18 protein-coding genes and 1 riboswitch are annotated in these 19912 nt (G+C 47.3%); of the genes, 5 read left to right on the top strand and 13 right to left on the bottom strand.

All coding sequences use genetic code 11. The features are described 5' to 3' along the window. Nucleotides 1-4 precede the first annotated feature (4 nt). The 4 genes from NSQ37_RS07615 (at nucleotide 5) to NSQ37_RS07595 (ending at nucleotide 2340) form a co-directional block, all read left to right on the top strand. Nucleotides 5-271 carry a hypothetical protein gene (locus tag NSQ37_RS07615; RefSeq protein ID WP_014416946.1) on the top strand — a complete coding sequence of 89 codons (267 nt, stop codon included), beginning with the start codon at nucleotides 5-7 and terminating at the stop codon, nucleotides 269-271. A gap of 225 nt (nucleotides 272-496) precedes the next feature. Beyond that, the gene (locus NSQ37_RS07610; RefSeq protein ID WP_012116847.1) at nucleotides 497-1075 is read left to right on the top strand and encodes a hypothetical protein; all 579 of its coding nucleotides are present in this window, start codon (nucleotides 497-499) and stop codon (nucleotides 1073-1075) included. Between the two features lie 96 nt (nucleotides 1076-1171). Beyond that, nucleotides 1172-1729 (top strand): hypothetical protein, encoded by a 558-nt coding sequence (locus NSQ37_RS07605; RefSeq protein ID WP_012116846.1) that lies wholly within the window; start codon nucleotides 1172-1174, stop codon nucleotides 1727-1729. A gap of 380 nt (nucleotides 1730-2109) precedes the next feature. Continuing rightward, nucleotides 2110-2340, top strand: coding sequence for a hypothetical protein (locus tag NSQ37_RS07595; RefSeq protein WP_012116845.1), 231 nt, complete (start codon nucleotides 2110-2112; stop codon nucleotides 2338-2340). A gap of 171 nt (nucleotides 2341-2511) precedes the next feature. Here the strand turns inward: NSQ37_RS07595 and NSQ37_RS07590 are convergent, their stop codons facing one another. The 10 genes from NSQ37_RS07590 to NSQ37_RS07545 all read right to left on the bottom strand — a co-directional run bounded on the left by NSQ37_RS07590 (nucleotide 2512) and on the right by NSQ37_RS07545 (nucleotide 16963). Further along, nucleotides 2512-4233: a pyruvate oxidase gene (locus NSQ37_RS07590; RefSeq protein WP_014416943.1), complete on the bottom strand. Its 1722-nt coding sequence runs from the start codon at nucleotides 4231-4233 to the stop codon at nucleotides 2512-2514. Nucleotides 4234-4290: 57 nt separating this feature from the next. Beyond that, on the bottom strand, nucleotides 4291-4737 hold the full coding sequence (locus NSQ37_RS07585; protein ID WP_150940997.1) for an NUDIX hydrolase: 447 nt from the start codon (nucleotides 4735-4737) through the stop codon (nucleotides 4291-4293). Between the two features lie 52 nt (nucleotides 4738-4789). Continuing rightward, complete coding sequence (locus tag NSQ37_RS07580) at nucleotides 4790-6610, bottom strand: APC family permease (protein WP_012116837.1); 1821 nt, start codon at nucleotides 6608-6610, stop codon at nucleotides 4790-4792. Nucleotides 6611-6766: 156 nt separating this feature from the next. After that, nucleotides 6767-6913: riboswitch (cyclic di-AMP (ydaO/yuaA leader) on the bottom strand. Between the two features lie 134 nt (nucleotides 6914-7047). Beyond that, entirely contained in the window at nucleotides 7048-9153 is a 2106-nt protein-coding gene (locus NSQ37_RS07575; protein WP_341123497.1) for a cellulose biosynthesis cyclic di-GMP-binding regulatory protein BcsB, read from the bottom strand. 5 nt (nucleotides 9154-9158) lie between these two features. Next, nucleotides 9159-10421 (bottom strand): glycosyltransferase family 2 protein, encoded by a 1263-nt coding sequence (locus tag NSQ37_RS07570; RefSeq protein ID WP_015239174.1) that lies wholly within the window; start codon nucleotides 10419-10421, stop codon nucleotides 9159-9161. Further along, entirely contained in the window at nucleotides 10414-12141 is a 1728-nt protein-coding gene (locus NSQ37_RS07565; protein ID WP_167340485.1) for a DUF2334 domain-containing protein, read from the bottom strand. Before NSQ37_RS07565 ends, NSQ37_RS07570 begins: the two co-directional genes overlap by 8 nt. After that, nucleotides 12131-12979, bottom strand: coding sequence for a diguanylate cyclase domain-containing protein (locus NSQ37_RS07560; protein WP_052827063.1), 849 nt, complete (start codon nucleotides 12977-12979; stop codon nucleotides 12131-12133). The genes NSQ37_RS07565 and NSQ37_RS07560 overlap by 11 nt, the downstream gene beginning before the upstream one ends. Then, entirely contained in the window at nucleotides 12960-14045 is a 1086-nt protein-coding gene (locus tag NSQ37_RS07555; protein WP_012116833.1) for a hypothetical protein, read from the bottom strand. Before NSQ37_RS07555 ends, NSQ37_RS07560 begins: the two co-directional genes overlap by 20 nt. A 233-nt stretch (nucleotides 14046-14278) precedes the next feature. Continuing rightward, nucleotides 14279-16465, bottom strand: coding sequence for a DNA topoisomerase III (locus tag NSQ37_RS07550; protein ID WP_025284251.1), 2187 nt, complete (start codon nucleotides 16463-16465; stop codon nucleotides 14279-14281). 63 nt (nucleotides 16466-16528) lie between these two features. After that, complete coding sequence (locus tag NSQ37_RS07545) at nucleotides 16529-16963, bottom strand: Lrp/AsnC family transcriptional regulator (RefSeq protein WP_007410180.1); 435 nt, start codon at nucleotides 16961-16963, stop codon at nucleotides 16529-16531. A gap of 176 nt (nucleotides 16964-17139) precedes the next feature. Between NSQ37_RS07545 and NSQ37_RS07540 the strand changes: the two genes are divergently transcribed. After that, a complete protein-coding gene (locus NSQ37_RS07540; protein ID WP_007410179.1) occupies nucleotides 17140-17430 on the top strand; it encodes a DUF3817 domain-containing protein in 291 nt (96 codons plus the stop codon). Nucleotides 17431-17467: 37 nt separating this feature from the next. On the opposite strand, the gene NSQ37_RS07535 is transcribed toward NSQ37_RS07540, so the two are convergent. From NSQ37_RS07535 to NSQ37_RS07525, 3 genes are all read right to left on the bottom strand, one after another. Beyond that, nucleotides 17468-18277 carry a lipid II flippase Amj family protein gene (locus NSQ37_RS07535; RefSeq protein ID WP_012116831.1) on the bottom strand — a complete coding sequence of 270 codons (810 nt, stop codon included), beginning with the start codon at nucleotides 18275-18277 and terminating at the stop codon, nucleotides 17468-17470. Between the two features lie 497 nt (nucleotides 18278-18774). Beyond that, nucleotides 18775-19197 (bottom strand): pyridoxamine 5'-phosphate oxidase family protein, encoded by a 423-nt coding sequence (locus NSQ37_RS07530; RefSeq protein ID WP_076425683.1) that lies wholly within the window; start codon nucleotides 19195-19197, stop codon nucleotides 18775-18777. A 6-nt stretch (nucleotides 19198-19203) separates the two neighbouring features. Beyond that, nucleotides 19204-19827, bottom strand: a complete 624-nt coding sequence (locus tag NSQ37_RS07525; protein WP_015239168.1) for a GNAT family N-acetyltransferase — start codon at nucleotides 19825-19827, stop codon at nucleotides 19204-19206. Nucleotides 19828-19912 lie beyond the last annotated feature (85 nt).

Raw genomic sequence — 19912 nt, 5'->3', positions numbered from 1 at the left:
GCTTATGTCAGTATTTATCCTTTTTTATCTGTGGATTGTGCCGATTGTCATCGGCATCTTCTGTTCTCTTTTTGCTTATCGGACAACGGGTAAGAAACGTCTGATTCCCGGCTTTTTGATGATCGCATTAAGCATCGTTTCCTTAATCACGGGGCTTTGGATCGGCGGGGTGAACTATCATGTGTTCATCGGGGGCATGTTTTTATTCGGTACGTTATTGGCCGGCTCCGCCTTCCCGTTTTTCTTCGCTCTTTCACGCAAACGAAAATAAACAGGCATGCCGCCTGTTTATTTTTATTCATTAACCCTAAATTATAAAACCGCTCCGATAATGTGATTCCGCCTCAATCAGCCTGTACATGTGTTATATAGGCTCCAGCCCATGTCCCATCTCATCGAAACTGCAGCCAAAATGAATCCTACTAAAGAAGATTTTGAATTATAAGAAAAATACTGTATTAAAATCCTATTTACCCCAAAAATACCTATTGATAGAATGGTATCTGAGAGGGGAAAATGTTCAAAGCGGATCATATCGGTCCCGCCTAAATACATAGTCTTTCATTTCTCTCTACACTACATTTCTAAAGGAGGATTTCCCATTAGACACGCAGCTAAAGGCATTCTGTTTGCCGCATCTTTAGCCCTTGTAACTACTACTTTTGTCCCCGCATCCTTAGCTAAAGAAAATCATAATAATACTGCCAATGCCACTGGAACGACCAAATCATTTTTTTATCAGACTGATACGCAATTTTCCTACGGACTTAAAGCACAAAGCGATGCATCTGTGTCAAAACCAGTCAAAGATGTAATCAGAGAAGTGCTGAAAAATAAAACAAAATTATTCAATCTTGTTGAAAAATTAGCAGGAAAGAAAATAAGAAATGAACTCGAATCCGTTTTCAATGAACACATAGAACCGGTTTTAAAGAAAATGCTGAACGAGTATGTCGCCTTAAGCTGGACTGACGTGGAAAAGAATCTTTATCTTTCACTTAAAAAGTCCGGACTTTCTGACAGCCAGGCTAAAAACCTCGCTCATTTGACAACTTTAGCAATGAAAGCATTTTAAAATCATTCATAAATGATCATCAGGAAAATATGTATGAAGTAATGCAAAGTGCTGTTAGATTCACTCTAATAGCACTTTTTCATTGGAGATGTCAAAATGACTGTCTTTTTTACTGTTTTGCTCACTTTCTTATGCTGCCTTGTGATTTCATCTCTTATTTTTATGATTCTATTAAAAAAAGAGATCGTGGATACACCGCCAAACCGCTTAGCTCATGCAGCATTCATCGTACTTATTGGATTCTCCCTGTTCTTCGCTATAACTGTACCTAGCCTAGTTATGTATTTTGCAGCTATAACTGTAAATCATTTTTTCGGAGAATATATCATCTATGGTTCACTTTCAGACTTATACATATTTTCTGTCGTCGTAAGTATCTTAGCTTTAGTTTATATGCTAATCCTTACGGCAATTGTAAAAGGAATGACTCATGTTTTGACATTGCCTGCTTGGTCAGCCTATATACTTGAATTCATTTTTGCATGGGCTGCTGTTTACTTCTCAATCCAATACGTTTCCAATCATATCATTGAGAACATATCTATATTTCAAGGTGGAGAAATTCTTCTTTCATTGTTCATCACTTTCTTATTTTCGGGATTGGATATCCTTTTCACTAATTTGGATAAGATCACAAAAGAGAAATTAGGCTAAGGGGGTAACAAATATGAGAATCATGACATATATATCCTATTTTTCTATTTCTTTAGTTTTGCAGGTGGTATGGCTGCTATTAATAAAAAGAACCTCTAATATATTTCTGATAGATATGATTACGGTGTCCTTCTTATTCACCCTCTTTATGTTCATCTTAGATCAAATGTTCAAAAAAAAGCGGACAAATTAGGGATTGTTTTTTAATAATCCTCGGGCTTCTCTTTCGTTTTGAAATGATTCCGGATCTGGAGATGTTATGGTGAGCCATTCATTAATGAATAACACCAGCCTCTGTAAAATACTTCTCCTTTTATATAACATCCTGACTTTTCCGTCATATATTCATACGAAAAAACTGCAATAGGGAGTAATGAAACATGATATTGTTTATTGGCAAGTTCATGTTGCTCTTTTTACTCTGTTCGCTGGCATATTATTTGTTTAAAATTGTTTATTACAATATAGGGAAGAACATTGCGCTTAAAACCCCGAAAGGGACAAAGACAAACCGGACGGCACGTGTATTTGTCAAAAATGGAACTACACTGAATGAGGGAGATTACTTTATGATCGCTGTTGTGACCGCTCTCTGGCTGTTCTTGAGATGAATTGCACTGAGCACTGGTCCTTCATAAGTTTTTTGATCAGCCATCGCTCGCCAGCCGTGACTTTTCACAATCTCCGTTTTTGTTTAGGACGGCTATATGCAAACCATTCGCTCAACAAACAAAAAAATAAACAGGCATGCTGCCTGTTTATTTTTTATAACCACCTGCTTCTTAAAACAGCCGTTTTAAGCTTTTCTTGAGTGACGGCATTTCGATTTTTTGGTTTTCAAAGAAGTTTTTCAGCATGTATTTGCTGAAGCCCTTCGCTTGGCCGTAAGTGATTTTTCCCGGAAGCGGCGGCTCGTCGCCGATGACGGCGTCGATGACGACCGGCTCATTTGAGTTGAGCGCTTCATGAAAAGCAGGAGCCAATTCCTCGTGTTTCGTCACTTTGATGCCTTTTGCTCCGCAGCTTTCTGCAAAGGCGGCGTAATCCATATTTTGCAGCTGGGTGACGTAGTCAATGTTGCCTTTGACCCGCTGTTCATATTCAATCATGCCTAAATTTTCGTTGTTTAATATGACAACCGTAATCGGCAGTTTATATTTAACAGCTGTCGGCAGATCCTGCATCACCATTGAAAATCCGCCGTCTCCGCAAATGGCGATGGACTGCCGCTCAGGTTCGGCAAGGCTTGCAGCAATCGCTCCGGGAAGCCCGCATCCCATCGTGGCGAGCCAGCTTGAGACGATAAAGTCCTGCTTTTTCATTTTAAAATGGCGGGCCATCCACACCGTAACCGTTCCGACATCCACTGACAGGACGGCGTCCTCTGCGGCCGCATCCTGAAGCCGGGCAATGACCTGCTGCGGCTTGAGCGGATGAGTCGCTTCGGTTTCATCCTTTTCGATTTCCTTCCACCAATGCTTCATGTGCTCGGTGCAGGCGTCCAAAAATCTTCTGTCTTCTTTATATTCAATGTATTCCGTCAGCTCTTTCAGCCCCAGAGCCGCATCACTGACGATTCCCGCATTGACGGGATAGCGCTTGCCGATTTTCGCCGGATCCGAATCAAGCTGAATGGCGGGCGTATCATCCGGGAGATAATCCCTGTATGGGAACGATGTGCCGAGCATGATCAGCAGATCGCATTCCTCCATTGCTTCGTAGGCGGGCTTTGTGCCGATTTGCCCGAGATTCCCGAGAAAGTGGGGATGGCTGTCAGGCACGACGCCTTTTGCCGGAAGGGTAATGACAATCGGAGCGGCCGCTTTATCGGCGAATGCGAGCAGCTCCTCTTTTGCTGATTTTAACCCTTGGCCGGCGAGAATGACCGGTTTTTTTGCGTTGTTAATATATTGCGCGCATGTCACGAGATGTTCTTTTTTCGGCTCTATATCAGCTTTGAGGTATATCGGCGATGTGTAAACCGGCTCCCGTTTGATTTTTTGCGCGAATAAATCATCAGAAACAGTTAAAACGGCAACGCCTTTTTTGCTGTAAGCCGTGCGGATCGCCTGATTCAGAAGATCGGGCAGCGCTTCTGCCGTATGTACTTGCTGGTTGAATACCGCCACGTCCTCAAACATTTGCTCTAATTTGATTTCCTGAAAGCTGTCACGGCCGATTTCATCGGAAGCCACCTGTCCCGCAATCGCCAGCACCGGAACGCCGTCCGCTTTGGCGTCATATAAACCGTTCAGCAGATGAACGGCCCCCGGTCCTGCGATTGAAAGGCAGACACCGATCTGCCCGGTCAGTTTTGCCTCAGCCGCGGCAGCCAGGGCTGCGACTTCTTCGTGCCGGGTTTGGATAAATGTCAGGTTATTTCGTTCATGTCTCAGTTCTTCGATAAATTCATTAATGCTGTCTCCGGGAATGCCGTATATATGACCGACTCCCCATTGTTCAAGCAGCTCCGTCATTACGTGTCCTGCTGTTTTACTTGGCATACTGCATCCTCCTTTTACCTGTATTCATCCCCTTTTTCATACGGGTTGAAACACGGGCTATACTCTCAGCTTTTTTCTTAGCAGATCAAGGATGGATAACAGATTTCGGTCTTTAAGGACTGCCTTACGATTTGCCGCCCCATTGAGTCCGTCTTTTATTTGCCGTTTTCTGTTCGGCACCATGAACAGCGGCAGCCGGTTTGGGGAAAACCAGCGTAAAGCGGCGGTTTCCGATCCGTTCATCAGCGGTGTTCCTCCGGTAATGGCTCCGATGAAAACGTGCTGTGTATCTTCAAATGCCGGCCTTTCATACTCACCGGATTTTTGCAGGATGGTCACGTTATACCCGGTTTCTTCGAAGGCCTCTCTGACGGCTGCGGCTTCAGGTGTTTCACCTTCTTCAATCCTGCCCCCGGGCAAATCCCATAGTGGAATGTCTTTTCGTTTTACGAGCAATATGTCCCGCCCGTCATTTTGTATGATGACAAAAGCGCCTTGTGCCATGTCGTCCTCCTTTACAAAAAAGACCGCGGCATTTTAGCCTGCGGTCTTTCCGTTACTTTTTAAAATGATACGGCAGGGTGGCGACGATGATGTCCTTCTTCCAAAACAGCCGGACGCGGAGCAAGAAGGCTGATTGGTTGTGAAGGATGGTCTGCCAGCGTTTTTTCGTAATAAATTGCGGAAACAGCACCATCACGGAGAACTGTTCTTTTTTCGCTTTCTGTTCGACCGTTTCTAAAAACTTATCAAACGGATGAACCAGACTGCGGTATGAGGAATGCAGGGTGACGAGGCGGACGCCGTTATGAAGTTCTTCCCAGCGCTTTTCCACCTTTTTTTCGTTTTCTCTGTCAAAGGAAACATGAACCGCAATGACCTGATCTGATAATGATTTCGCATACTGAATCGATTTTTGGACGACGGTGGTGACACCGGCGACAGGCACGATGACGACGGTTCCCTTGATTTCCTCAGGCTGCTGATCAACGACCCGCAGCTGTTCGCTGACCGCGGTGTAGTGATTTTTAATGACGAAAAACAGCATGACGACAGCAGGCATGAATAACAGCACCGGCCAGACAAGATTGAACTTCGTCGCGAATAAAATACACAGCACCATAAATGAAATGGCGGCGCCGCATGAGTTAATCAGCATTTTTACCGCCCAGCCCTTCGGCTTCTGCCTGATCCACTTGATGCACATTCCCGTCTGCGACAGCGTAAACGGGATGAACACGCCGACGGCATAAAGCGGAATTAAATGTTCCGTGCGGCCGCCGAATAAAAGAATGAGCAAGATGGACGCGATACCGAGAAAGATGATTCCGTTTGAAAAGCCTAATCGGTCGCCTCGGACCGTAAACATTCTCGGCATATACTGATCGCGCGCTAAATTAAACGCCAGCTGCGGAAATGCAGAAAAGCCCGTATTCGCCGCAAGCACGAGAATCAATGATGTAACGCCTTGAATGAAATAATACACCGTATGCCGTCCGAAGGTTTCCGCGGCGATTTGTGAAATAACGGTCTCGTTAGGCTTCGGACCCGTGCCGTAGCCGTACGCCAGCACCGTAATCCCCGTAAATAAGATCGCCAGCAGAATCCCCATCATGGCCAAAGTGCGGGCCGCGTTTTTTGCCGGAGGATTTTTAAAGGCCGGGATCGCGTTTGAAATGGCTTCAACACCGGTCAGCGCCGAACACCCTGAAGAAAAGGCCTTCAGCAGCAAAAACAGCGTGATGCCCGCCACGGGCGTGCCGATTGGTGTATGCTCGGCCGGATGAACCTGGCCCGTCATGAGCTTAAACAGCCCGACGACGATCAAAAGGACAAGCGCCGCCACAAACAGATAGACGGGATACGCCAAAATGGACGCCGACTCTGACAGTCCTCTCAAATTTAAAATCATAATCAGAATCACAAGCAAAACAGCAATGAGCAAATGATGCGGGTGCAAAGCCGGAAATGCCGATGTAATGGCGTCAGTTCCGGCAGAAATGCTTACCGCCACCGTCAGAATATAATCAACAAGCAATGAGCCGCCCGCAATCAGGCCGGGCTTCTCACCAAGATTTTCTTTAGAAACCATATAAGCGCCTCCGCCTTGCGGATAAGCGTAAATAATCTGTCTGTAGGACAGAATCAAAGCAAGCAGCAAAATGAGAACACCCGCTGCGATCGGAATGGAATACCAAAACGCGGCCGCGCTTACCGCAGCCAAAATGATCAGAATCTGTTCCGTTCCGTAAGCAACTGATGATAGCGCGTCTGAAGAAAGCATGGCGAGCGCCTTGAGTTTCGTGAGTTTTTGCTCTCCGGCCGCCTGTGATTTCAGCGGTTTCCCAATCAAAAATCTTTTGATTGAATGGTACATTTGTTGTCTTCCCCTTTTTTTCATTTTCCGTTTGATTTACAAACCCTTACTGCTATGATGTCTCCGAATGCTGATTGCATGCCATATTTCAGCACAGCAAAAAGACACAGAGGCAAACGGATGCCCCTGCGCCATAATCGTGCACAGGTTTCATTCATCTCCTCTCATGAACGCTTACGAGGTTAGCTGTCGGATTCGGGCTGATGAGAGTTGGCCCTACCTGAAAAAGGATTCACCCCAAGCGGCATCACGCGCCGCAAATTGGTTCCCCCGCTCTGATTACAGATTAAGCGATATAGATTATAAAAGAGATCATACTCCCGTCCCGTTCAGTTGTAAAGGGGCTTTTATGCTGTTTCAAAAATAAAAAAATCACCGCCAAAAATGGAAATAAAAATACAAAAAAAGAGGCCTGTTAACGGCCTCTTTTACCTTCATTACTCTTCGCTTTTTTCATGATCCGTTTTTCTTTTTTTCCTTCTTGCCGTCAGCCAGATCAGACCGGCCGCAATGATCATAAGCGCCGCGAAAACAGCAATATACGTAACGTTCAGTGCTGCGGACCGGCTCTTCGTATCAGCCGCCGGACTGCTGTCATCGGACTTGATTTGCTGATGATTTGAAAACAGCTGCCTGCCGGCTGTTTCGTTAATGACGGTTGCGGCATCGCTTGTGCTGTCTAAAAAGCTGATCAGCTCTTTTGTGACAGACGCACCGCTTCCTGATAACGGAGCAAAAACAGCGATGCTCCGGCCGGCGTCCCAAGGTGATTCCTGGGTAAACGCGACTTGTTTCGTTGTCTCATTCAGCATCTGAAACGAAGAAACATCGTAAGCTCCGCTGCGGTCTGACGGCACGAGAAGCTTAGAGGCGTTTGACTTTAAAAGCGGGATTTGCGGCAGGCCTCCGATAAACACAACATTCCGGCCTTTGGCATCCGCTTCCTTCATGTCTGATGCCGTCTTTACGGTAAAGCCGTTTCCGAATGAATCCGCCACCAGAGAAAGTTCTTTCAATATCTGTATGTTTACGCCATCCGGGATGACGATCACTGTTTTCTCTTTCCCGCCGCCCGCAAACGGGAGCGGCCATTGCCCGAAATCAGCTTTCTGCGCCGCATCGCTTACCGGATACGTCAGCGTGCTGCTTTTATCAATATAGACCCATTTGTTTTCGTCACGGTCGATACACGGATTGTTATGTTTCAAACCTGATGTGACAAATTGCAGATCAATGTACCTGCTGCTTCGCAAAAGCTTCGGATCAATCGGGATGGAGACGTGGTAAAAGCCGTCTTTATCTTTATTACCGAGATCATCAAGACGCACCGCATTCGGCTGTCCGTTGACCATGACGTTCAGCTCCGCTCTCTCGGCGTCATTTGCTGAATCCGCCTTCGTCCGGATCGATTCCGACGTTTTTAATGTAAGTGAAAGCTTGACCTTACCGTCTTTATCAACAGCGGCCGCCGCAGGGTAAAAGAAGTGCTCTGACGCCGTTTTGTTTGATCCGACCGTTACATTTCCCGCGCCGAAGTCCTCTAGTGTCAGTTTATTGCCTGTCTTTTCCGCAGCAGGCTGAAGGCGGCCGATTGTCAAAGTATCTCCGCCCAGCTGGCTTGAATAAGCGCTGTCTGTAATGACGCGGATTTTATCCGCCAGCGTTTTGGCTGATTGCGCCGTGACAAACAGGACGGGCTGCCGTTTGTCCCCTGATGTCAGAACCCGTTCAGCCAGAAGAAGTTTGTTGTCTTCCGCTTTGATGTTCCCGCGTTCGAAAAGCTCTTTTATTTTCCCGTTCCAATGCTGATCAGCGCCGATGACAATTGACGGATTGCTGATTTTGCCGGCGTCGGATTCTTTTACATAGGATACCTTCAGCCTGCTGTCTGCCGTTTTCAGAAATGCTTCTGTTTTGACTGCGGCTTCAGCTTCCGCCGAGGTCGGTTTGTCAGGAAGGATAATATATGTTTCTTCACCCGTATTGCCTGATTGAGCAAACGGATACGGGAAATGGCCGAGATCCGCTCCCTTTGACTTGCTTGCTTCTGAAAGCACAAGGCGGCTGTCCGGGTAAATTTTTATCCAGTTGCCTGACGTATCCTGCCTGACGCAGACGCCCTCTTTTAATACGCCGTAAAATCGTAATGATACATTGTGATAGCCTTGGGCGGATTGGCTTTTGCTGAGATTGAGCTTCACCGTTTTCCGCTTGGAACTGCCGTCAAGCTTTATGGATTTGACGGGTTCATCATCAATGGCGATGGTTAAAGAAGACGGGGCAATTAATAAGTTTGACGCCTCGTAATCAATCAGAAGCGACTGATCGGCATTCGAAGCTCCCGCAGGAATCTGATAGGTCAGCTCTGCGCTGTCTTTCGCCCCGTACAGTGTCATCAGATCGCCAGTCAGCGCCTGCTGCTCTTTTGCGCCGGCGCTTGTTCCGAGGGCGGAACCGTCCGTTTTCAGTTCCCGGGCCGCGGCCGCCTGCCCGTTATACATCAATAGCAAAAGGCCAGTTATCAATATGATTGCTTTTTTCAAAAAGGTCACCCGCTTTTATTTTGATTGTATCGCTCCGTTTTGTACCACTTGACTTCCTGCTTGAACAAGCGGTGCTTGATCTCTGTGAATAATGACCAGATGACGAGCACGATCCAAGCCTGGGAGTATGTAAAGTACATCAGAAATACGATAAAGAAGTTTTGTTTGTTCATTTCTGTTTTTTCAATGCTTAAAGTAATCATGACCTCAGTCATAAACAGGAAAAAGGCCAGTATCCACAAAATCATCGCCAAAAACCCGACAGCCAGATGCAGGTCGTAAAAAAGATTGATGATAAAAATCGTGTTTGACATGATCACACCGAAGAAAAACAAAAAATACGTAAAAAAGAAATAAAACAGATCGAAGATGATCCGCTTGCGTTTCAGCTTGAAAAATTGGGATAAAAACTTGAGAACAACGTATTGGTTGCCGCGCGCCCATCTTGTCCGCTGACGCCACCACACCTTCCATGTCTCAGGCTCCTGCTCCCATGTCACAGCCGCCGGGAAAAAGCGGATATGATAGCCGAGATTATAGACGCGGATGGTCAGCTCGGTATCCTCCGCCAGCGCCTTATCATCCCAGCCGCCGAGCTGTTCGATAATGCTCCGCCTGATCGCGAAGTTCGTCCCCGGGATGGTGGCGATTTTGAACCATTTCCATCTGCCGCCCTGCGCCATCCACTGAAAGCAGATGGTTTCAATATTGATAAACTTCGTCAGGATCGTTTTGGCCGCGTTGATGACACGGAATTTCCCGACAACCGCTCCCGCTTTCTCATCATTCATCAGACCGAGAACCAGGTAGTACACCGCCATTTTTTCCGGCGTGTTGTCCGCATCATACACGCAGATCACGTCTCCGTTCGATTCCGCGAACCCTGAGTTCAGCGCCGAAGATTTTCCTTTTCCGGCGTTCGGGGGCTTTGTGATGACCATTTTAATGAAGTCATACTGACGGGAAAATTCATTGACGATGTCTCCCGTCCGGTCGGAGGAATTATCATTAACGACGATGATCTCAAGCCTGTCTTTCGGATAATACAGGTTCACCATCGCCTTCAGCGTCTGCCTGATGACGACCTCCTCATTATGCGCGGGAATGAGCACGCTGACCTTCGGGAGCTCCCCCATCTTTGCGCGCCATTTCGGAATGTTCCGTTCGTAGGTCATATAATGCCTGAATCCGCCCTGCATCAGAAACATGTGATAGAGAAGCATCACCCATATTAAACTTAATGAGATAAAAAACAGAATGTTACTCAAGGCTTCTTCTCTCCTTAAAGATTCGTTTTTTTAATGTGGCGCGCAAATAAAGAACGTAGCAGGCGAACATGATGATAAATAATAACACCACGCCGGAGAGAATCCAAAGCGCTTTTTCCAGAGGCGTCTGCTGATGGTGATTGAAAAAGGCCGTTATCGGATGAATCTTGTTTTCCACATGAATGGTTCCGTCTCCGTCCGTTTTGATCCTGACGCTGTCCGACGTTACCGTTTGCTTCGTTTTCTTCAGATCGAGCCACTCGCCGCCGGGAATCCGCTCCATCTGATTGACGAGCTCGGGGAGGTATTTCATGCCGAGATACGGATGGTAGAAACCGCCCGCCACTCCGCCGCCGAAATCAATCATCTGCGAAATATGATTCTCCATATCTCCGAGCGGATTTTCCTTTGAGTTATCGGCATAACCGATTGTTTCAGGGTACAGCGTCATCCCGTCCAGCATAGCCGGCTTTGAGACGAACGGAGGGGCGCCCGAGGTTTTCCACGTCGTGCCGCTGAGCTGCACTTGTCCGAAAATGCTGGAGAAATAAGAAGATGCGATTTTGTAGCCTTCTTCAGACATCGTATAGTGCGGCGCTTCGAATGACAGCGGGTAAAGGCCGAGCTCTGTCAAATCGTCAATCGCCTGCTCCAGCTTCGTTCTCGTGTAGATGTTTTCTTTTTCACGGAAAGGCTTCACATACGCCCGGTACGCTTTTTCATTCGGAAAATCCTGTTCCTTTTCAAGCTTGACCGGAGTATCATCCGCATTTTCTGACGTAATCGGCTGATCCGCTTTGGCATCCCAAAATTCAAAGCCTTCTCCCGTTTCGCTGTATCGGTATGCGTGCGTGTAGCCGTGAATAATGATGCTGCCGCCCATTTGCTGAAGTTTTTTCAGGACGCTGACCATTTTCGGCTTGTCCGCCAAGTATACTTTTTCTCCGTTTTCCGGATTGAGATAGACCGGAATGACCGCCAGAATAAACGGAATGTGTCTTTTATGCAGGTAAGCGCCCGCTTCGTAAAGCAATGTTTCATCTGACATCGGACTGATGTCTTCAAGCCGTAAATAAAGGAGGGTGCCGCCCGCTGATTCTCCGAATGCGCTGCGCAGCGCTTTCGCCGTCAGAAACGAATCATTTAACAGGCTCGTCACACCGAAATAATAGTCAGAGCGCGCCGTTTTCCACATAAAAGGGCGGGTGCTGCCGTCACCGGACCGGTATGTATAAAGGGGCTTTCCTTTTACTCCCGATACGCCGAGCACGGACATCCCTTTTTCAAGCGGCATGTCTGTTTTTTCTTCTTTGCCGTAAATGCGGTATACCGTTTCTTTCTCTGTCAGGGACAAACCCGCAAATTGGCGGAACTGTCCGGCGTTATAGCCGATGCTGATAAGCTGCTGCGGCATACTGCTGATCAGAGACACAAATGATGTGCTGAGCTTTTTTTTCGTGACGCCGTAATAGATGACGCGCCGATTCTTTTTGAGGTCCGCGGCTGTGATGTCTCCGTCGCTTTTCACGGTGACGGCGGATGAGAAATGGCCCGCGGTCAGATCAAGCATTTTGACCTCAGCGGTTTCTTTGCCGTCCGTGCTTGTATAAATAATGAGAATGCCGTCCTTTTTGTCTTTTGCTTCCGCCGTAAGGGGAACATAAACCGCCGAAATCATGAAGAGCGCCGAGAGTAAGAGACGTATCCATTTAGAGTTCATTCATCATCATCTCGTTTTCCAGTTCATTTAAAAATTGCTCAGCCGTTTGTAAATCCTTTCGGTACGCCAAGTAACATACACGGAAGGTGATGGAGACGTATTTACCGTTTTGCAGCCGGTACGTATCCAATTCCTTTTTCAGCTTCGCCAGAACGGCCGGCATGTGTTCTTCTGGCGTATGGGTCAGCACGATGCCGAACCGTTCGGCGGACGGCCTGAATTTTTTGTCTGTTTCCCGAACGCTTGACCGGATTTGGCGGCTGATAAATGCCAGCAGGCGGTCGGTCTCTTTTTCTCCGTAGAGGGATTTGAATTCCTTGAAATAATGCATGTGCAGCAGCAAAAAGACGAAGGAATTGCCGTAGCGTTCCGCCCGCTTGATTTCCTCAGAAAGCTCCAGCTTCATCCGCAGATGGTTGTCAAAGCCGGTCACCCTGTCGATGGCAACAAAGCTCGTAATCTCTTCACGCAGCTGTTTCACTGAGCGCTCAAGCCCCTTCGCCAACTCGTGAATCCTTCCCGCTATGTAAGAAAAGAGCAGCAGCGCAATCCCCCAAATGACCAGCACCTGCAGACTTTCGGCAACGGCAGACGCCATAAAGCTCCCGGTCTGAAACCACAGGAGCAGGCTGCCGAGAACAAATAAGACGAGTAAGGTGATGACGAGCGCGTAGATTGCCCCGAACCATATGCCGGCTCCCGTGACAAGCAATGTGATGCAGGTTATCAGAAGCCCTGCGGATTGCTGAGACGCATAGTAAATAAAAAAAGACAGCAGCACCAGCATAACTGCTGTGTAGCTGCACAGTTTTTGTGATTCATTGAATGATATTTTCATTAAACAATTTCCTTTCAGCCAGAAGCGGCAGCAGGTTATCGAAAGAATGTGTATCGCCCCCGCTCATATAGCCGCCGTAATCAGGTTTCAGCGTGTCCAGTGTTTCAAATGAAGTCATTCTTTCATAAAGCGGCTTGATGACAGCCGGATCAGCTTTTTGTTCTGCTAAAAAAAGAACGGCCAGGGCGTAAACGGACGGTGATTCGTATTGAACCGCCCGCTCCTTCGTGTCTGCGCTGTATCGTCCGTACAGCTGTCCGCGCGTCTTAAATTCCTTTATCATCCATTTCGACAGCACAGCGGCTTTGCCATCGCCCCGCTTCAGATTCACGGCGGCGTACAGCTGGTCGATGACATTGACTTCGCTGTCATATTTGTATTCCTTAGTTTCGGTATTGAACGATTTCGGCAAAAAACCATTTTTCAAGGGCGCAAGATTGAGAACATCAAGGTTCCGGTTTTCCGTTTTCTCATCGATAATCCCCTTTTCTCTGAGCATCTGTAAGGCGCCGGGGTCGACATAGGACAACGTCACGGTCTTTGACGCGGCATTTGAAGCGGCATCATAATAATCCGTAAAATACCCGTCATTCGTATTGTATTTTTCCAGCGCCTTCCCGATCTGCACCGCTGTTTTCCCGTATTCACTGTTTCCCCATAGGGTTCCGGCCTCATTCAGACAGTTCATAATTCTGAAATCGTCAATTAAGGCATTGGCGCCGCTCGCTTTATTCCCGTCAATCTTCCACGACACGAGCCCGTTTTTCGTCAGAAACGAATCGGTGAGAAGCTGATATTGCGCTTGAAACTGCCGTTCATCATTCCTGTTCAGCAAAAATGCCATCCATAGTCCGAGAGACTCTGATAAATATTCCGGCTCACCGGATATGTTCGTCCGGATCATCCCCCGCTCGTTCATCAATTTATGATAAATAAAATGCTCTGCGGGCTGAAGCGGTCCGGACGGTTCGGCCGCCGCCTGTTTTTCAGTGCCGGCCTCCGCGCACCCCGCCGTCAGAACGATCGAAATCAAAAGGATCATCAGACGAAAAACGAATTGCTTCACAGTCTATCCTCCTATTTTATAAACCCTTTTTTAGACCCATATCTTATTTTTTCACAAAGTATTTTTACTATATAGGAAACGATAAAAGAATACTAGCATTTTTTCACATTGGGAAATTTTAAATGGGAGCGCCGTCTGCTCACCTTTTCCCTCTTCGTCTGGATCGTATTCCCATTACAGTTAAAAACACAACAAAAGGCAGCATTTCTTTACAAATGCTGCCTTTCTCTGATCTATTTATCCAGGCCGAGTTTTTTCAGCTGTTCTGCCAGCGCGTTGTTCATCGGCTCCTCTTTGTTTTGGCTTTTCATATAAGAGTTGATGTCCCGCTTGGATGCGCGTCCGGATTTATCTTTCGCCTTGCGCTTTTCAAAGACGGACAGTTTCTCCCGGTGGCCGCATACACATGCGAAGGTTTGGCCTTCGCCCTGGCCGCGAAGCTCCATTTTCTTATGACAGTTCGGACAGCGGGCGTTTGTTTTTCTTGCCAGCGTTTTCCGGCTGCCGCACTCACGATCCTGACATACGAGCATCGTGCCGCGTTTGCCGTTGACTTTAAGCATCATTTTGCCGCAATCAGGGCAGGCGGTGCCTGAAATGTTGTCATGTCTGAAAGTCTGGCTGCTGTTTTTGATTTCCTTCACCGTTTTGCCCGCATATGTTTTCATGTCTTTAATGAAGACGGCGGATTTCAGTTTGCCCGCTGCGATGGCGGAGAGCTTTTGCTCCCACTCAGCGGTTAATGCCGGTGATTTTAAATCTTCCGGGACGAGCTGTAAGAGCTGCTTCCCTTTTGACGTAATGAAAATATCTTTTTCTTTTTTCTCGATCAAGAAACTGTTGAACAGTTTTTCAATGATATCAGCGCGGGTGGCGACTGTTCCGAGTCCGCCGGTTTCACCCAATGTTTTCACAAGGTTCTTCTCTTCTCCCTGCATAAAGGCGCTTGGGTTCTCCATCGCGGATAACAGCGTGCCTTCATTAAAGCGCGCCGGCGGTTTCGTCTGTCCGCTCGTTTCTTTCAGTGATGAGACAGTGAGGCGCTGACCCTGCTGAAGGTCCGGGAGCGTCTGGTCTTTGTCTTCCTCATGATCGTCGTCATCCTCGTACATATCATACACGGCTTTCCAGCCAGGCGATTGAACCGTTTTCCCTTTTGCGGTAAATGTTTCGCCGCCGATATTGGCTGTGACCTTTGTTTCCTCGTATTCGAACGCCGGCATTAACACGGCGAGAAAACGTTTGGCGATCAGATCGTAAAGCTTTCGTTCTTTGTCGCTGAGGCTTGAAAGGATCAGCGGCTCCTCTGTCGGAATAATGGCATGGTGATCCGATACTTTCGCATCATTGACGAATCCTTTATGCGCTTTGACGCCCCGCTTCAGTATTTGATTGACGTACTGCGCGTACGGCTTAACTTCCATGCCGTTTAAACGGTCTTTTAAAGTCGGCACGATGTCTGCGGAAAGGAATCTGGAATCCGTCCGCGGGTAAGTGACAAGCTTATGCTGTTCATACAGCTTTTGAAGCACGGACAGCGTCTCTTTTGCGGAGAAACCGAAGCGCTTATGAGCGTCCCGCTGCAATTCCGTCAAGTCGTAAAGACCGGGAGCGAAGCTTTTCTTCGCCGTTTTTTTCAATTCTGAAATGACTGCCGGCTTTCCTTGCAGGTCTTTTGCCAAACGGCCGGTCACCGTCTGATCGAATGTTCTTGTCTGCTTTGTTTTTTTATCCTGCCATGTCAGCGTCATCTGATCAGCCGCCGCGCGGAGACCGTAATAAGGAACGGGTTTGAACGCCTGAATATCCGCTTCACGCTTGGCGATCATCGCCAATGTCGGAGTCTGGACGCGTCCGCATGACAGCTGCGCGTTAAATTTTGTGGTCAGCGCGCGGGTCGCGTTGATGCCGACGATCCAATCCGCTTCCGCTCTGGCAACGGCGGAATGATACAGGTTTTCGTACTCTTTGCCGCTGCGGAGCTTTTGAAATCCTTCTTTAATCGCCTTATCCGTCACAGAGGAAATCCACAGCCGCTTAATCGGTTTGCGGACGTTTGCCTTTTCGATAATCCAGCGGGCCACAAGCTCCCCTTCCCGTCCTGCGTCTGTAGCGATTACGATCTGGGTGACGTCTTTCCGGACAAGCTGAGCTTTGACCGCATTGAACTGTTTTCCTGTTTTTTTAATGACGACGAGCTTCAAAGGCTCCGGAATAATCGGCAGATCCTCAAGCCGCCATGATTGAAATTCTTTGCCGTATCCTTCAGGGTCAGCGAGCGTTACCAGATGTCCGAGCGCCCATGTGACGATGTAGCGGTCGCCTTCAAGATATCCGTTTCCTTTTTTATGACACTTCAGCACGCGGGCCAAGTCCCGGCCGACTGAAGGTTTTTCAGCTAATACAACTGTTTTTGACATGCTTTTCACTTCTCTTTCTTTCACAATCATCCTGTTATTATAACAGACTTCCTCACGCTCTCTCTAATCGAGGACGTTTTTTGTGTCAATTTCTGAGAAAATGACATGGGTCACGGTTTGGGCATACGGAGAGGTGCGGTTAATGAAGTGTTCGATCGTTTCCAGGCTGTCCGCGTTCATCTTCAGCATATAACACGCCGCCCCGGCGACCCGAAAACAAAATTCAATGTTGGGAATGGATTGAATGTAGGTTTTAAATTGATCGTATTTTCCGTTTTTCACTGTCGCTTCGACAATGCAGGAAACAGGAAGCCCGATCTTTTTTTGATCAATGTCCAATGTATAGCGCTTAATGACGCCGAAGGATTCAAGCTGTCTGACACGCTCTGTGACGGACGGAGCTGACAATTTGATTTTTCTGCCCAGTTCCCGCATGGACAGGCGGCTGTCCCGCTGCAGCTCTTTAATGATGCTCAGATCCACATTATCTAGTTTCATGACTGTAGTCCTTCCTTACCCTTTTGGCTATATTATCAAGAGAAATCCGAAAAATGACAAGAACAACAGGCTGAAATCATGAAGGTTTTTTCAGGAACAGACGCGAAATGGTCATATTAGGACTGCCCTTTGCTTATAGTATAGAGGAAAAAAGATGTCCGACAGGAGGGAGCTGTATGTTACACACGCCGATCGGCAGACTTCGCACGATGGGGTTTATTGAAGGAATGTCGCTTTTGGTGCTGCTGTTTATCGCGATGCCGCTGAAGTATTGGGCTCATCATCCGCTCGCCGTCACCATTGCCGGTTCCATTCACGGCGGTTTGTTTATCATTTATCTGGCGGTGCTGGCGTATGCGGCGTTTACTGTCAAATGGCATGTGAAATGGTCAGCCGCCGGTTTTATTGCGGCCTTTATTCCGTTCGGTAATTTTATTTATGATCGCGGCCTGAGACATTATCAATAAAAAGGCTCCTCTTCTGCAGAGGAGCTTTTTTCATGCGTTACATCCATTTCGTCACCCAGGCAATATAATAAGCGCCGGGGATGAATACGAGCTGGGCGAGAAGCGTGCCCGCCACCCTTGATGTCACCATCGTCAATGATGTCCATTTTAAGGAGACGTAGCTGCGCTTGCCCTTCGCCACATCGTCTGCCAGTACGGATACTTTCGGGTCAACAAACACAGCCAGCAGCATAGTCGCAACTCCGTTGATTAAGCCTGATGCCATCACGGCGGTCGTGCTGTGCTCAGGCGCCAGAAGGCCGGCGTACAGAGCGGACAGAACACCGATCGTGTAAATAGACGTAATGACCATATTAATGACAAACAAGCGTTTCGGAATCATTCGGAATTGAAGCCCTTTTAAATAGGAGACTGACGGCAGTCTGATATAAGAACGCGCATGCTTCAGCCCGTTCAGTGAAAAACCTTTTTTAAATACCTGCATGACGGAGCCTCCTCCGTCCGCCAAGTGTATAATCGCCCTGGAGAATAACGCGACGAATGTCGGCAAAAGACAGATGCCGAGCATCGTTCCGACCGTGGAGCCGAATATTAAAAATCGAAACTGGGCGCCCACAAGAGACAGGGCGTTTGATCCGGCGGCATCAATCAGATGTCCGGTAAACGGCTGCTGAACCATGTTTGACATGCGCGACACGATGACCATGACATTAAATAATGACAGCGCGGACGCGATAAAACCGACTCTCGCGCCGGAAAGCCGTGTTGCATAGGCAAGCGTTTCAATCGAATGTATCAGCAGCAGAAAACAGAAGATAAACAGTACTTGTGAAGTAATAACGTGCAATGTATGATTCCTCCAAATCTTTTCTACTGATTAGACTCTGCAGACTGCGGCGAGGTTTCGGCCGGTTACATAAAAAAACCGCCCGGATGTCCGGAGCGGTTTTGTCTTATTCTTTTCTTACGCAAATAAATAATATATGGTTGCCCGCCTTAGCCCGCGGGTGATTCGTATTAACAGTTCCGACAGAATCATTCTTCGAAAGTAAACACCATGGAAGTTCTTGAACACAAGACAACGAAAGCCCTACCTCTCAATCGTCACTGCGGCTCCGAAGCCGCGCCGGTGTGAATTGTAAAACAAAAAGTCTTTTTTCCATCTCTTCGTTAGGGGCGAATGTCAGAAGGAAAAGAATAAGCTCAGCTTTTTTTCAAGCTGTCCGTTGAAGCCTGAAGCTTCTATATCAAAACAGAAAAAAGAAGTTTACTTTCTTTTTTATTTGCATGTTGTCACTTAGCAATTAAGTATAACAGATTGCCCCTGAATAATCAAATGATTTATTAAAGTTCCAGCTCGGCCGGCGTTTTTTCACCTGCGTTCATGAGCTTGATCTGCTTCGGGTCAATTTCAAGAATCACCAGGTTCGGATCGTCTTTTCCGTCAAACCAGCGTTCCAGTTTCGGACCCCACAGCTTTTCTTTTAAATCGGCTGAGTTGTTCAGCTTGGCGGTTCCTGCCACTTCCACATAAGCGTCTCCGAATCCTTCACAGTCATACCCTAACAGAATATGAACATTCGGATTGTTTTCAATTTCTTCCGCTTTATGAGTGTCTTTGCTCGTCGGCGTGTAAATCGTTAAGCCGTCATGGAAAAATGTCATGTAGCGTGAATGCGGTTTGCCTTGCTCTACCGTCGCAAGCGAACCGACTTTATGATGATCCAGTACTTCAAGCACTTTTTCTTTGATTTCATTTTGATTCATGAAGAATCACTCCTTTTTAACGTCTCCGCTTTTACTTTTCCACATTGGGGAGACATTTAAACCAAGAAATGTGCTCTTCTGCCGATCTTCGCTCCATTCCCGCTTCAGCATGCTGTAGTTCACCGTGTCATGATAGGCGCCCTGTACGAAAATGCCTTCTCTCGTCAGTCCTTCTTTCTGAAATCCGAGCCGCTCCGCCACCGCCCTGCTTTTCATGTTTTTTTCAGCCGCGCTGATCATAATGCGGTTCAGGCCGAGATCCTGAAATGCATGGGTGATGACCGCCCGGCAGCTTGCGGTGATAATGCCGAATCCTTCATGCTCTCGATCCAGCCAGTAGCCGATCTCTGCTTTTTGATTGGCTGTATCGACATTATGGATGCTGATCATGCCGCAAAACCGGCCCTTCACAAAAATTCCGGCGTCAAACCCATTTTCTTCCGCGTATTTATAGCGCCATTCGGGGATGATCACATCGCGGTACGTATCGATATCAGCCAGGTCTTCCGCCCAGCTGAGCCATTCGCTGAGATGGTTTTGATTTCGCTTCATAACAGAATACAATTCGTCCGTATCTTCTTTGGCAAGCAATCTGATCGTCAGATGTTCCCGGATTTGACAGGAAAACACGATCACACCTTCTTTCCTTTATTAGCCATTATACAGGTAAATTCATTTTTTTCCATACAAAAAAGATGAGGCGTGCAGCCTCATC

The organism is Bacillus sp. FSL P4-0334, from assembly GCF_038004825.1.
Lineage (GTDB): Bacteria > Bacillota > Bacilli > Bacillales > Bacillaceae > Bacillus > Bacillus velezensis.
The sequence above is the reverse complement of the archived record's forward strand: the minus strand, read 5'-3'. Positions and strand labels throughout refer to the sequence as shown.

What these genes read in the sequence shown, in the direction of transcription:
- NSQ37_RS07605 (WP_012116846.1), top strand. Translation starts at nt 1,172, where the DNA reads ATGACTGTCTTTTTTACTGTTTTGCTCACTTTCTTATGCTGCCTTGTG.
- NSQ37_RS07590 (WP_014416943.1), bottom strand. Translation starts at nt 4,233, where the DNA reads ATGCCAAGTAAAACAGCAGGACACGTAATGACGGAGCTGCTTGAACAA.
- NSQ37_RS07585 (WP_150940997.1), bottom strand. Translation starts at nt 4,737, where the DNA reads ATGGCACAAGGCGCTTTTGTCATCATACAAAATGACGGGCGGGACATA.
- NSQ37_RS07580 (WP_012116837.1), bottom strand. Translation starts at nt 6,610, where the DNA reads ATGTACCATTCAATCAAAAGATTTTTGATTGGGAAACCGCTGAAATCA.
- NSQ37_RS07565 (WP_167340485.1), bottom strand. Translation starts at nt 12,141, where the DNA reads ATGAACTCTAAATGGATACGTCTCTTACTCTCGGCGCTCTTCATGATT.
- NSQ37_RS07550 (WP_025284251.1), bottom strand. Translation starts at nt 16,465, where the DNA reads ATGTCAAAAACAGTTGTATTAGCTGAAAAACCTTCAGTCGGCCGGGAC.
- NSQ37_RS07545 (WP_007410180.1), bottom strand. Translation starts at nt 16,963, where the DNA reads ATGAAACTAGATAATGTGGATCTGAGCATCATTAAAGAGCTGCAGCGG.
- NSQ37_RS07560 (WP_052827063.1), bottom strand. Translation starts at nt 12,979, where the DNA reads ATGAAAATATCATTCAATGAATCACAAAAACTGTGCAGCTACACAGCA.
- NSQ37_RS07615 (WP_014416946.1), top strand. Translation starts at nt 5, where the DNA reads ATGTCAGTATTTATCCTTTTTTATCTGTGGATTGTGCCGATTGTCATC.
- NSQ37_RS07540 (WP_007410179.1), top strand. Translation starts at nt 17,140, where the DNA reads ATGTTACACACGCCGATCGGCAGACTTCGCACGATGGGGTTTATTGAA.
- NSQ37_RS07595 (WP_012116845.1), top strand. Translation starts at nt 2,110, where the DNA reads ATGATATTGTTTATTGGCAAGTTCATGTTGCTCTTTTTACTCTGTTCG.
- NSQ37_RS07530 (WP_076425683.1), bottom strand. Translation starts at nt 19,197, where the DNA reads ATGAATCAAAATGAAATCAAAGAAAAAGTGCTTGAAGTACTGGATCAT.
- NSQ37_RS07610 (WP_012116847.1), top strand. Translation starts at nt 497, where the DNA reads ATGGTATCTGAGAGGGGAAAATGTTCAAAGCGGATCATATCGGTCCCG.